General features: G+C 43.2%; 10 protein-coding genes and 1 tRNA gene. 3 read left to right on the top strand and 8 right to left on the bottom strand.

From position 1 onward, the window contains the following. Positions 1-120: 120 nt before the first annotated feature. The 6 genes from P2G54_RS04190 to P2G54_RS04165 all read right to left on the bottom strand — a co-directional run bounded on the left by P2G54_RS04190 (position 121) and on the right by P2G54_RS04165 (position 7,150). A complete protein-coding gene (locus tag P2G54_RS04190; RefSeq protein WP_275868530.1) occupies positions 121-351 on the bottom strand; it encodes an acyl carrier protein in 231 nt (76 codons plus the stop codon). Positions 352-421: 70 nt separating this feature from the next. Further along, a complete protein-coding gene (locus P2G54_RS04185; RefSeq protein ID WP_275868528.1) occupies positions 422-3,580 on the bottom strand; it encodes an efflux RND transporter permease subunit in 3,159 nt (1,052 codons plus the stop codon). Between the two features lie 2 nt (positions 3,581-3,582). Continuing rightward, positions 3,583-4,635 (bottom strand): efflux RND transporter periplasmic adaptor subunit, encoded by a 1,053-nt coding sequence (locus tag P2G54_RS04180; protein WP_275868527.1) that lies wholly within the window; start codon positions 4,633-4,635, stop codon positions 3,583-3,585. Between the two features lie 14 nt (positions 4,636-4,649). Beyond that, the gene (locus P2G54_RS04175) at positions 4,650-6,020 is read right to left on the bottom strand and encodes a TolC family protein (protein WP_275868525.1); all 1,371 of its coding nucleotides are present in this window, start codon (positions 6,018-6,020) and stop codon (positions 4,650-4,652) included. Positions 6,021-6,089: 69 nt separating this feature from the next. After that, positions 6,090-6,551 (bottom strand): hypothetical protein, encoded by a 462-nt coding sequence (locus tag P2G54_RS04170; RefSeq protein WP_275868524.1) that lies wholly within the window; start codon positions 6,549-6,551, stop codon positions 6,090-6,092. Between the two features lie 510 nt (positions 6,552-7,061). Beyond that, a tRNA-Ser gene (locus P2G54_RS04165) sits at positions 7,062-7,150 on the bottom strand. Between the two features lie 273 nt (positions 7,151-7,423). On the opposite strand from P2G54_RS04165, the gene P2G54_RS04160 reads away from it, so the two are divergent. Both P2G54_RS04160 and P2G54_RS04155 read left to right on the top strand, forming a co-directional pair. Beyond that, positions 7,424-7,678: a hypothetical protein gene (locus tag P2G54_RS04160; RefSeq protein ID WP_275868522.1), complete on the top strand. Its 255-nt coding sequence runs from the start codon at positions 7,424-7,426 to the stop codon at positions 7,676-7,678. Between the two features lie 267 nt (positions 7,679-7,945). Continuing rightward, positions 7,946-9,202 (top strand): hypothetical protein, encoded by a 1,257-nt coding sequence (locus P2G54_RS04155; protein WP_275868520.1) that lies wholly within the window; start codon positions 7,946-7,948, stop codon positions 9,200-9,202. 94 nt (positions 9,203-9,296) lie between these two features. On the opposite strand, the gene P2G54_RS04150 is transcribed toward P2G54_RS04155, so the two are convergent. Next, positions 9,297-10,505: an S-adenosylmethionine:tRNA ribosyltransferase-isomerase gene (locus P2G54_RS04150; RefSeq protein WP_275868505.1), complete on the bottom strand. Its 1,209-nt coding sequence runs from the start codon at positions 10,503-10,505 to the stop codon at positions 9,297-9,299. Positions 10,506-10,574: 69 nt separating this feature from the next. Between P2G54_RS04150 and menC the strand changes: the two genes are divergently transcribed. Further along, the gene (gene menC, locus P2G54_RS04145; RefSeq protein WP_275868503.1) at positions 10,575-11,657 is read left to right on the top strand and encodes an o-succinylbenzoate synthase; all 1,083 of its coding nucleotides are present in this window, start codon (positions 10,575-10,577) and stop codon (positions 11,655-11,657) included. On the opposite strand, the gene P2G54_RS04140 is transcribed toward menC, so the two are convergent. Then, positions 11,654-12,790 carry a lactonase family protein gene (locus P2G54_RS04140; protein WP_275868501.1) on the bottom strand — a complete coding sequence of 379 codons (1,137 nt, stop codon included), beginning with the start codon at positions 12,788-12,790 and terminating at the stop codon, positions 11,654-11,656. The genes menC and P2G54_RS04140 overlap by 4 nt on opposite strands. Positions 12,791-12,803 lie beyond the last annotated feature (13 nt).

Genomic DNA, 12,803 nt, shown 5'->3' with positions numbered 1-12,803 from the left:
CTAAATGTAGTCTAGACAGAGAAAAGGGAGGATCTACATTTTGTGTGAGTAAATCCTCCCAAGTATCCCATTAAATATTGAAGAAGTCGATAAGTGGTTCGCTTGATGGATGTTTTTTCATCAACCCACCAAAAGCTCAATTACTTGGGCAGGAGCTTTAATTTGATGGATTTTTTCTTCCTCCAATTCCTTTCTTAGCTCCAGTTCACATTCGAATATCAGACCATTGACAAACACTTTGTCCATATTGAGGTCTTTTTCGAAGGAGGCGTATTTTTTCTTTCCGGTCAAAGTGATTCCATATTGATGAAAAACCTTTGAGATTTTGCGAAGATCAGTGAAATTTTTCATAAGGGTAGAGAAATTAGGCTGTCTCAGGGTAGTTTTACGTGATAGCCCTTATGAGACAGCCATTTTTAAATTAGACGTAAGAGGCCGCTTCAGACTCAAATTCATCCATTGGGGTATCTTCCAGTGGAATTTCTTTTTTCTCGGACTTACCGATTTTTACGAGGAAGCGGTCAAACAGGAAGTAAATCACCGGTACAACCACCAAGGTCAAAAACATGGAGGAAATCAATCCACCAATGATGACCCATGCCAGACCGTTTTTCCACTCTGCACCGGCACCTGAAGCCAAGGCAATTGGAAGCATACCAATGACCATGGCCAACGTGGTCATCAAAATCGGACGGAAACGGATTTTTACGGCTTTTTCCAGAGCTTTTTTCACTTCCACCCCTGCTGCTTTCAGTTCATTGGTGAAGTCCACAAGGAGGATGGCGTTTTTGGCCACCAGTCCCATCAACATGATCAGACCCATGATACTGAAGATACTCAGGGTCCCTTTGGTCAGTGCCAAGGCTAGAAGTGAACCGATCAAAGCCATAGGCAGTGAAAACATCACCACGAGCGGGTAGACATAGGACTCATACAGGGCTACCATGATTAAGTAAATCAGAATGATCGATGCGATCAAGGCGATACCCAAACTTCCAAATCCTTCACTTTGATTTTTCAAATCACCTTCATAGTTGATTTCTACCTGTGGAGGAAGCTGAAGCTGATTGATCTGTTCGGTAAGCTGAGCGCCAACGGTCCCTGAAGGTACTCCGGCCACTTGGGAGGTGATCTTTACAGAACCTACGCGGTCACGACGCTCCAGTTTGGTGGGTCCTTCTGACTGAATCACCTCGGCAAACTGCTTCAACTTGACCAATTGTCCTCTGTTGTTGAGGAAGGTAATCTGCTCTACATCGGAGATAGATTGTCTGTCAAACTCGTTGAGGCGTACCTGTATATCGTATTCATAGTCTCCATCACTGTACTTGGAGTCATCGTTTCCATTGAAGGCGACCTGAAGAGTGCCACCGACCTGATTCATCGATAGCCCCAATTCATTCATTTTGACCCGGTTCACTTCCACACGGATTTCCGGGTTTCCGGCTTCCAGAGAGCTTTCGATTTTACGGGTTCCTCGGATTCCAGCCAGAATGTCCATGATCTTCTCAGAAGTTACGGTTACCGAGTCTTTGTCTGGACCGGACACGATGACCTGAATAGGGGCGTCGTTTGCCGTACCCATAATGGAGATCGGTACAGTGGTGTATTCGGCACCGGTAAGGTTTTCTTCCAGATAGGATTCTACCTGTCGTGCTAGATCAGGTCCTGAGACCTTTCTTTCTTCTTTTGGAACCAACTTCACCGAAATTTCCGAAGTAAAAGGAGAGGATTGAGAGCCGGTAAATTGCCCGCTTGCCATGCCTACCATGGTAAATACCTCACTTACTTCTGGAATGGTTCGGAGATAGTTTTCTACTGCCTGGGTTTGGAAATTGGTCTGTTCTAAGGTAGCATCTTTTGGAAGTTCCATACGGATGATGAATTCTCCCCGATCACCCTGAGACACAAACTCACTCCCGATCAAGCCCATTCCGATCAGGAAGAAGGAGGAAATAAACAGGGCAAAGGTGATGAGAAGTAGAGCGATTTTATGGGCAAAACCCCATCTTAAAATTCCCAGCAACCAATCCACGAAAGCATCTATCCCATGCTCAAAGCCATAAATTATTTTTCCCAAAAAGGAACTCTTATCCAGATGTTCCAATTTGGAAAACCGGGAAGTGAGCAGGGGAATGAGGGTAAAGGCCACCAGCAAACTGAAAAGTGTTGCCACCGCTACCGTGATACTGAATTGCTTGATGATCCCGGCGATCAATCCCCCGGTAAGCGCCAATGGTACGAATACCACCATAATTACCAAAGTAATAGAAACGACTGTACCGCCGATTTCTCTGATCCCGTCATAGGATGCCTGGGCGATGGATTTACCCATTTCAAGGTGACGGTAGATGTTTTCGATGACCACAATCGCATCATCCACAAGGATACCCACTACCAAGGAAAGGGCAAGCAGGGACATGAGATTGAGCGTGAATCCTGCCAAGTACATCACTGTAAAGGTGGCGATGATAGAAGCTGGAACCGCCACCATCACAATAACTGCATTTCGAATGCTGTGAAGGAAAAGCAACATGATCAAGGCCACTAAGACGACGGCAATCACCAAGTCCTTGATCACATCATTTGCTGCTTCCAAGGTGAATTCGGAACTGTTTTGAGAGATCTGGAAGGAAAGTCCTTCATTGACATAGGTAGATTCCAAGGATTGGAGTTCCCGCTGTACAATCTCGGTCACTTCTACGGCATTCGCATCTGACTGCTTTTGTATGGTAAGTCCGATTGCCTCATTGTTGTTGAGTCGGGTCAGGACGCTTTCGTCTTTGAAGTCATCCACCACCTCGGCGATTTCTTTTAGCTTGATCGGTGATTCATTGGGGCGGTAGGAAATGATGAGTTCCTGGAGTTCATCCACAGAATTAAACTTACCGGCAAGTCGGATGAGAATCTGACTGTCTGAGTTTTTTAGCCTTCCGGTAGGGAAGTCTAAGTTGGAAGTGGCAATCTGCTGAACGACCTGAAGAGGAGAGATGCCGTAGGCTTCCATCTTGTTTCGGTCTAGATTGACCTTGATTTCCCGCTCGGTACCTCCCAGCATATTCACTTGGGCCACGCCGTTTATTTTAGCCAGGGAGGGTTGGATTTTGTTTTTGACCAAGTCATAAAACTCCGCCGGATTCAGGTTTGAATACACTGCCATCTGCATGATGGGCATGTCATCCAGGTCAAATTTGCCCAAGCTAGGAGGATCCACACTTTCGGGTAGATCACCTAGAATAGCGTTGATCTTGCGTTGGGCATCCTGAAGAGAAAGGTTTACATCGGTCCCAGATGCCAGCTCGATGGTGATGATGGATACGCTCTCCTGAGAAATGGAGTTCATCGCTTTGATCCCCTCCAAAGAGGCGACTGCATCTTCGATTTTTTTGGTGACGGAGGTTTCCACCTCCGAAGGTGCCGCTCCCGGATAGATGGTAGAGATGGTCAGGATATTGGTGTCCATTTTGGGCAAAAGCTCATAGGACAGCTGCGTGTAGGAAAAGATCCCCAGCAAAGTCAATACCGTGAACAGTACCACTACCAGCGAAGAACGCTGTATGGAAAGTTTGGTAATTTTCATGATTATTGGATTTTGACTTTGGTTCCTTCTTTGATGTTGATAAGTCCGGAGGAGATGACTTCTTCCCCAACCTTAAGCCCCTGAAGGATCTCCACGGTACCATCCTGGAGCGGGTTGATTTTTACCGGACGGTAGGTTGCCTGTTCGTTTTCTACTAAGTAAACTCCAGGATCCTTGATGCTTCCGGCAATTGATTTCCTGCTGATTTTCAGGATTTTTTCTTCTTTTGTAGACTTGAAAGTAGCCGTGCCAAACATACCTGGCTTGATCTCCTGAAGCTTGTCTCCACTCACAATGAGGATCACTTCGTATTTGAAGGAACCATCAGCCTTGTTGGAAATGAAGTCGACTTTGCCAATCAGGTTGTCGTTAGACAGTGCATTTGCTTTGACGGAAACCTGGTCTCCTTTTTTGATGCTGGACACTTCGCTTTCGCTTACTTTCACAGTCAACTTCAAAGGGGAAGAATTGATGATATCAACGATCGGCATACCCGGGCTCACAAGCGCTCCCATTTCAAAGTATTCTTGATTGATGTATCCGGAGATTGGAGCGGCTACACGGGTGTCGTCCAGGCGCTTTTGCAGCGCTGAAAACTGTGCATCGTAGATTTTGAATGCTTTTTGGTATTCTTCCAGCTGCTTTTGAGTCACCGCATCAGTGGAAGCTAGGTTTTCAAATCGCTTCATGTCTTTTTCGGCCTGATCTCTGTTGAGCTTGACGATGGTGTATTCCGACTGGATGAGGCGGTCATCTACCTGTAGGATGATGTCTCCTTTTTTTACAAAATCACCTTTTCGCTTATTGATTTTGACGATCGCTCCGGCAGTTTCTGCCATGAGCTTGAGTTCTTGGGAGGGCTCAAATACCCCGTTGGCCTCAAAAGACCTCAGGATGGTCTCTTCTTTCACCGTTTCCATGGTCACGGCGATGTGATCGCTGGTCTTCATGGCCAGGTTGGCAGAGGTTTCGAGTTCAGTTTTATTTTTGTAAAGGGTATAGCCAATGGCACCTATTCCGAGGATGACGACAGCCAGAATGATAAAATTTTTCATTGCTTGGTAGAATATTAGTTCTGGATTAGATTTTTGATTTGTCCGGAGGATTTGAGTAGCTCCAGTTGGGCGATTTGTACTTGGATCAGTTGATTATTATAGTTGGTTTGTGCTTGTCTTTGCGTAGTCTCTGCTTCCAACAGGTCAGTGAGAGGGCTGAGACCTTCTTTGTATAGGAGATTAGTTTCCTTCAGCACCTCTTCAGCTAGTTGCAGGTTTTTGTCTAGAGAGACTAGTGTGTTGACTGAGTTTTTGTACTTGTTTGAAGCGCTTTGGTATTCCAGTTGAGCCCCCTGTTCCGCTTGGCTTTGATCTAGAGCAAGTTGAGCCAGCTTGACTTTGGTTTGGGCAGCGCGATTTCGGGTTTGTAATCCGTCGAAAATGGGAACCCGTAGTTGCAGACCGATCAGAAAACCCTGCCTCCAGACTTTGCCGTCCGTCAGAAAGTCAAATTGCGTAGCAAAGGCGTTTCGGTTCCAATCCGCAAATCCTACCAGCTGTGGAAGATGATTGGACTTGATGTTTTTGAACTCATATTCATAGAGTTGTTTTTGAACTCCCAGAATCTGCAAATCCTTTCTGTCCTGTGCCGAGAAATCCAGTGAATTGAAAGAGGACAGGTATCCCTGTAAGGAATCTGTTTCCAAGTCGAGGGTAATGGGATTTTCCACAGGCATACCCATCAGCAACTTGAGGTAGCCTTCTCGCTGGTAGATGGCAATATCGAGGTTTTCGAGTTCGGCTCTGACTGCGGTCAGGTTCACTTTTACTCTATTCAGATCCACTTTTCGGGCTAGATCATTGTCATATTGGGCCTGAAGGATTCTTTCCAGTCCCTTTAACTGATCAATGGTGGCAAGGAGATTTTCCCGCTGCAAATGAAGCTGTACCGTGCCCAAATAGTTGGCAGCAATGTCATAGATGACATCTTCCTCCGATTGCTGGGCCAGGAGCCTATAAAACTCTTCCCCTGTACGGGCAGCCTTCAGTCCGATTAGGTAGGAGTTGCTGTAGATAAGCTGATTAAGCTGAAACCCGGCTTTTAGGGATTGGGGCACTCCAAGTGCGATCACTTGGATTTCATCGGGATTACCTCCGAAGATACCTCCGGGCACAGCCTGTGGAAATACATTTATAAAGTTGTTGTAATTGCCATAGGCGGAGAATTGAGGTAGGCCGGCACCCCGGATTTCGTTTCTTTGGTATTGGGCCTTTTTTTCATCCAAGAGTGCTTTTTGGAGATTTCGGTTGTTTTTGAGACCGATTTCGATACTCTCCTTTAGCGTGACTTTATCCGAGCTGGAATTTTCTTCCATCGGATTCTGAGCCATTGCCAAACCGGGAATCAGAGAGGCAAAAGCATAGAACAGATACTTTCGTAACATTTTGTGGGATAGTTGATTAAGTTTAATGTGGTTTGTTCTGTTAAAAGAGAACCAAGGGTTTAAATTTTTTTAGCCTCTTTGGTTTTTGAATCGCTCAAATAAAGAGGGGATTTCGTTTCGGAAAAATTCCAGGAAGTCACAGAAATCCCGAAGCCTGTCATTGAATTCTTGGGTTTCTCCGGGCCTGATTGCTAGAACTTCCTCTAAAAACCGCTGAATATCTGCGATATGTTCCAGTTCCTGCTCGAAATCTGCTTTCCAATCCGTAGACTTAAGTGTGAAGTAGCGTTTACGCTCTCCAAGTTTGGAGGTGTAAATCACATAATTTTTGGCCTGGAGAAAGGTGAGGGCATTGCTTACTGCGCTTTTGCTTACGCCAAGGGTTTCGATGATTTCGTCAAACGCGGCTTCTGCCTGCTCATGAACCAAAAGCAAGCCTATGATTTTTCCTACCAGCGGCTGCATGCCTTTTCGCTCGTAGAAAACACCTATCCGCTCAATGAGCTCTTTTTGTTTTTCGTTTACTTCCATGTTGTTATGGCAAATCGAGTAAGTAACCGTGCAAAATTAGAAAAAGTTTTGTTGGTTCTGTAAAAAGAGAACAAAATTTATTCCTCTACATCTATGATCAAAAACCAATTTTTGGTAGAAGCTTCACCTGGCTTGTATTACTTTGATACGTATGGAAACCCAATAGGTATTTAGTCGCAATGCATCCTCCTTATAGCCGGTAGCCATTCAGGCCTTAGTACTCCATCCCTTTTTAGGTCAATCCAGTTTGGGGGAGATTTCCCGGCTGTTCCCATTTACAGTGACTTGAAGGAATATGTGACGTGACTAGTCGGTCGCATTTTTTCAGGTTTTTAGGAAAAAAGTCATTTGAAAAGATTTTTCAATCATGGTGCAGAAATGTCAAACTTAAATTTTTAAAATAATGAAGCACAGAGCTTTCGAAGCCTGTTATGCTTTGAGATTTATTAAAAATAAAAAGCTCAACAAATGTCTTTTGTTGAGCTTTAAACTGATTTGAGAATTAAAATGCAGAGAGTGGGGGATTCGAACCCCCGGTACGGTTTGACCCGTACGACAGTTTAGCAAACTGCTGGTTTAAGCCACTCACCCAACTCTCTATTTTTTTGAATTTAGCAAACTGCTGTCCCGATAACTATCGAGGATAAGCCACTCGCCTAACTCTCTAAAGCGATGCAAATATAAGTCAATTGCCCAGATTTTAGCAAATGAAAGAGGCACGGTTTAGCCACTGTTTTTCTCTTTTTTTTAACTATCTGATAATCAAATAAAATAATTAATGGTTTAAATTGGTGATTTTTAAAAAAATACCCTGTACTGGGTATTTTATGTAAAAGGCAAAGCCGATAAATTTGATATCTAAATTCTTATAAATGATTATTCAAACTTCTACTGCCTCATTTTTAATTCAAACTTGCCAGGATCAAAAAGATTGCATTACTATACATAGTAATTCAGAGATTGACTTAGCCCGTTATTTTGGATCTTTGGAAATCAATAAATCAGAAAACCACACGTTGCCATTTCATGTGAAGTCCTGCAAACAGGAGTTTTCAGACGCCTTGATTTTGATGGTCAAAGAGATCGATTATTTCGATTTTTCAAGTGTTGTTTCAGTGTTGGGGTAAATATTTTAAAAAAAAATAAAAAAATTTTAAAATGCTTTTCAGGGATGAAAAGCATTTTTTGTTTGGGCAGAAACTTTTTAATGAATTGCAATAAATATGAGTATGTAAATAGGTGTTTTTTAGCGACTTGAGGGTTGTTTTGAGCTTTTTTTAATTCAAAAAAAAAGGTAATCTTTCATTTGGTATTTGAAGAAAATCGTTCCATCTAACCCATTATTTCAATTGATAAGCATAGATAATACTGACCAATTAGTCCCGGATTTCCTGATGGATTCAAAGCATTTTTTTGTGGTGCGTTTGGATGTGGAGGGTCATATTCAGGATTACAATAAGTTGTTTGCTTTTAATTCTAATCTGAAGGTTGGAGAGGACCTGAAGCTGGCGATTGGTGAAGGAACTCAAGCGGAGTTTTCTGAAATGCTGGATTCAATTTTGACCAGCCCTAAAGATAGTCGAAACTTGTTGCTCAACCTTAAAAATTCCAAAGGGATATCCGAAACACCTATATGGTGGGAGTTTTCTGTGATTACCAATTCTGATATGGATTTGATTGGACTGATCGGTATTGGAGTAGGACTTAAATTTTTAGAGCAAAAGATGCCTTGGAGTAATTTGGTGGATGTTCTCAGTTTTTCAAAAATACAACTCACTGAGGATCTTAAGATTGATTCAATGGACTCCAAGGTAATGAGTTGGATAGGGGAAGAAGGTAAAAAGTTGATCGGCGATTCTATTTTTGACAACGGGTTTCTGGATTTTTCCAAAACAGATGCTTCCGCTATCCTCAAATTAGAAGAGAATGACGAACCGCTTTGCTTACGAATAGGAGCGATGAATAATTTGTTCAGGGAGTTTGCTCTGATTATTCTGAAAAACAAAAACGGATATTTGATTCTATTGGCTCCAACTAAATCCAATAACATGGCTCAATCTATTGAAAAGCCGATTTCTCAGGCTCATTTGGCGGCTTTTACCGGTCCGATTTGGGTTTTGGGACCGGAAAGGATAATTCATCAACAAAACCATCTGGCTGGTAGAATGAAATTGGTTTGGGAAAACAGCAATTTTGTGGAAGGTGACTTTTTCAGTTTGCCAGTGGATTCCGGTAGAAACAACCGAATTGCAAGGATTCTGGAAATGGCCTTGAAGGGAAGTGCTGGTCAGATTGACATTCGGATCAACAACCTGAACGGATCTCCTGGGTTTTGGCGGTTTTTAGCCAATCCCTATTCTGATGCCAAAGGAATTGCCAAATACGTAATCCTTCAGGCAATTGACATCAGCTCGCTCTATACTAGACTACAACAATTGGAATCGGAATCAGAAGCATTAAAGGAATTGGCATTTCGTCCATCCCATATTCTTCGGTCTCCTTTGTCATCCATGATGGGGCTTTTGGATCTTATCGATCAAAGGAAATTGGATGAAGAAAATAAAAAATACTTCTCCTATTTAAAGCCCTTGGCAAAAGAACTTGATGATGTAATCAGAAGCAATGCTAAAAAAATAAGCGTGTTGGACTGATAATCGATATAAAAAGGAAAGCCTGATTTGAAAAAATCAGGCTTTTTTGTTGCTCATCGCCTTTGAAACTTTCTCCAAAAATTTTTTCTATTTCTTAAAGCCATAGCAAGCTACTGTCGCCATAACTCAGGAATCGGTAATCGTTTTCAAGAGCCTCGCTGTAAACCTTTTTCCAGTTTTCCCCTAAAATGGACGCAATAAGCAAAACCAAGGTGGATCCGGGTTGATGAAAGTTTGTGATCAAACCCTCAATCATCTTGAATTGATAGCCGGGGAAAATGAAGATCTCAGTTGAACCCATCAATTGGTCTTTTCCGCTTTCTTCCATCAGATGCAAAATCGCTTGAAGTGCTTTTTGTTTCGAAGGAAGACTTTGCCTCTCCAGATAAGGGTAGAGCTTTTCTACTTTAAATTCTTGATCATTTGATTCCAGAAGTTTTACTCCGTACCAATACAAGCTTTCCAGGGTCCTTACTGATGTAGTCCCTACTGCAACAGTTTTTCCGGTGTTTTGAAGAAGTTGCTCTATGGTTTCCTTTGAGATATGGATCTGCTCGCTGTGCATGGGATGTTCAGTCACATTTTCAACTTTGATCGGTTGAAAAGTTCCCGCACTCACATGCAGGGTCACTTGAGCTTCTTGGATTCCTTTTTCTCTGATCTTCTCGAAAATTTCAGGGGTAAAATGCAGACCTGCGGTAGGTGCGGCAACGGCTCCCTCTTTTTCCGAATAAACGGTTTGGTACCTGGATTTGTCTTCCTGAATTGGTTTTCTGTTGAGATAGGGGGGAAGTGGCACTTCTCCACAAGCTTCGACCAAATCGACAAAAGGAATGTTATCACTGTTCCAGGAAAATTCCACTTTTTTATCCTCCCGGTTGATCCATCTTGCCTCCAGGATGATTTCCTGATTTTCAATCTGAATTTTACCTGTCAGCACTTCCTCATCTTTCCATTTTTTGGCGTTGCCGACCATTACCTCCCAAATGACCGGATGTGTGGCCAGCATGATTTCTGGAATTACCCTAGTCGGAGCAATGGGTTGAAGCAGGAATATCTCTATCCTTGCTCCTGTTTCCCGCTGAAAGATCAATCTAGCTGGGATTACTTTGGTGTTATTGTAAACCAGTAGGGTGTTGGATTCCAATAAATCTGGTAAATCATAAAAATGAAGATGTTCAATCTTTCCCTTTTTATAATGTAAAAGCCTGGAATGATCCCGTTTTTCCAAGGGGAATTTGGCAATTCGATCTTCAGGCAATGTATATTCGTAGTCTCTAAGGTCTATCTGGGGGTCTTTCATTGATCTGCTCATTTGCAGGGCAAATATAAGTCCTTTAAGTCCTATTGCCTTATTAACCCTTTCTAATCCATGTCCAGTTTGTCAGTTTTGAAATTTGATTGTATAAAAAGAACCTTAGTTTTTCGATTTGATGCAGGTACCTCCCGAGGAGTGCTGAAGACCCGGGATGTTTGGTGGATCAAAGTTTTTGATCCGCTTCATCCCAGTCGTATAGGTTGGGGGGAATCCGCCCCTTTGGTAGGCTTGAGTGTTGATTATATCCCTGATTTTGAATCTGTTCTAAAGGATGTTCTTGTTCAAATGGAATCTTATTCTTGGGACAAAGATCCTGAAACTCTCCTCTACCAAATTCAGGAGAGAGTTCCTTTCCAGTTACCCTCCATCCGCTTTGGTTTGGAAATGGCCCTATTGGATTGGGTCAACGGCGGGAAAAAGCGCTTTTTCCAAAATGATTTTTACGACAATCAAAAAGCTATTCCAATCAACGGTCTGATTTGGATGGGGAATAAGGATTTTATGCTGCAGCAGATTGACCAGAAGCTCAGTGAGGGTTTTAATTGTATCAAGTTGAAAATTGGAGCGATAGATTTTCGGCAGGAACTGGAACTTCTTTCCTATATAAGATCAAAATATTCCGAGGATCAAATCACGCTCAGGGTTGATGCCAATGGGGCTTTTAGCCCCGAAGAGGCTTTGGATAAGCTTCAAAAATTGGCTGAATTTCAGATCCACAGCATTGAACAACCCATAAGGGCGGGCCAGATTGAGGAAATGCACAAACTGTGTCAAAGCTCTCCTATTCCTATAGCATTGGATGAAGAATTGATTGGGGTTGAGGACAAAGCTGGCTTACTGGATTCTATCAGACCTCAACATATTATATTGAAGCCAATGCTTTTGGGAGGCTTTCAAGAGAGCAAAGAATGGATAAGACTGGCTGAGGAGCGCGGGATAGGTTGGTGGATGACTTCAGCCTTGGAAAGTAATATAGGCTTGAATGCCATTGCCCAATTGGCCTCCTCTTTGAATCCAATAATTCCTCAGGGTTTGGGTACCGGAAAGCTCTATCATAACAATCTAAAATCCCCGCTGGAAATCAGCGGGGGTGAGATTCATTATAGGATGGATCAGAAATGGGAGGCGCCTTCCTAGTTTTTCAAGGGGAATAGGTACACCGGTTTGTGAACCTCCGCTTTCCATAGGGTCTGGCTCAGTATTCCTGTTTCCGGGTCTCTTTCGAAGAGGATAATGTCATTGCTGGCTTGATGAGCGGCAAAAAGGTATTTGCCGTCTGAGGTCAGGTTGAAATTACGGGGCATTATCCCACCAGAAGAGATGTTTTGGATTCGCTCATATGCTCCATCGGCATTTTTTCCAAAAACAGAAATGGTGTTGGCATCTCCCCGGTTGGAGACATAGACGTTTTGACCATCTGGAGAAACCCGAACTTCTGCTGCTCCAACTGCGCCGGTAAATCCTTCTGACAGTAAGGAAAGTCTTTGTTTTGCCTGCATTTTGCCGCCTTCGTAGGAAAAGATGTCCAAACTGGCAGTCAATTCCTCGACAACAAACACTTCTGATCCGTCTTTGGAGAACGCAAGGTGTCTTGGTCCGTCTCCTGGATTGACAGGTATTTCTGCAAAAAGGCTTAGTGGTTCAGCCTGACCCTTGTCAAAGTTGTACACATAAACCTTATCAGTTCCCAAGTCTGCTACTAAAACTTTTTTCCCATCTGGGCTAAAATTAGCACTGTGTACATGGGGAGCTTCCTGTCGCTCTGCATTGATACTTTTCCCTTCGTGCTGGATTTTTTGGAGAAATTCCAAATTCCCGTCTGCTGAAATCCGAAAAGCGCTGAGACTTCCTCCAGTGTAATTGCTGACTACCAGAAAATCCTCTTCAGGTGAAAGAGCAATATGGCAGGGATGATCTCCCATGGACTCCTTTTGGTCAATCAGGGTAAGGGCATTGTCCTCGCTTCTCTCAAAACTCAAAACTCTTCCTCCTTTTTCACCGGCTTCCTCTTCCAGGGAAAATACCCTCTTTCCATCTGCGCTCGCCAGTACAAAGGAAGGGTTGGCTATTCCCGCTGCAATGGTTTCTACCACAAGTAGGTTGCTGTCGGGGGAAAATGTGATCATATTGATCCCGTCAATCGGGCTATCGGTGTAGGTTCCTACCAGAAATTTGTATTCCATGGAGCTGTTTGTAGAGGATGTATGCTGCTCCGGAGCCGAACATGCGGCTAAGAAAGCAATGAAGATTATTTGAAATATTTTTCTCATAGGGTGAAGATAG

The sequence above is a fragment of the Algoriphagus sp. CAU 1675 genome, from assembly GCF_029222925.1.
GTDB lineage: Bacteria > Bacteroidota > Bacteroidia > Cytophagales > Cyclobacteriaceae > Algoriphagus.
Note: the sequence above shows the minus strand (reverse complement) of the source record. Positions and strands in the feature narration are given on the sequence as shown.

Bases quoted from the DNA above. Each gene is read 5' to 3' on its own strand.
- P2G54_RS04175 (WP_275868525.1), bottom strand. From the start codon at position 6,020: ATGTTACGAAAGTATCTGTTCTATGCTTTTGCCTCTCTGATTCCCGGT.
- P2G54_RS04140 (WP_275868501.1), bottom strand. From the start codon at position 12,790: ATGAGAAAAATATTTCAAATAATCTTCATTGCTTTCTTAGCCGCATGT.
- P2G54_RS04185 (WP_275868528.1), bottom strand. From the start codon at position 3,580: ATGAAAATTACCAAACTTTCCATACAGCGTTCTTCGCTGGTAGTGGTA.
- P2G54_RS04155 (WP_275868520.1), top strand. From the start codon at position 7,946: ATGGATTCAAAGCATTTTTTTGTGGTGCGTTTGGATGTGGAGGGTCAT.
- menC (WP_275868503.1), top strand. From the start codon at position 10,575: ATGTCCAGTTTGTCAGTTTTGAAATTTGATTGTATAAAAAGAACCTTA.
- P2G54_RS04190 (WP_275868530.1), bottom strand. From the start codon at position 351: ATGAAAAATTTCACTGATCTTCGCAAAATCTCAAAGGTTTTTCATCAA.
- P2G54_RS04160 (WP_275868522.1), top strand. From the start codon at position 7,424: ATGATTATTCAAACTTCTACTGCCTCATTTTTAATTCAAACTTGCCAG.
- P2G54_RS04170 (WP_275868524.1), bottom strand. From the start codon at position 6,551: ATGGAAGTAAACGAAAAACAAAAAGAGCTCATTGAGCGGATAGGTGTT.
- P2G54_RS04150 (WP_275868505.1), bottom strand. From the start codon at position 10,505: ATGAAAGACCCCCAGATAGACCTTAGAGACTACGAATATACATTGCCT.
- P2G54_RS04180 (WP_275868527.1), bottom strand. From the start codon at position 4,635: ATGAAAAATTTTATCATTCTGGCTGTCGTCATCCTCGGAATAGGTGCC.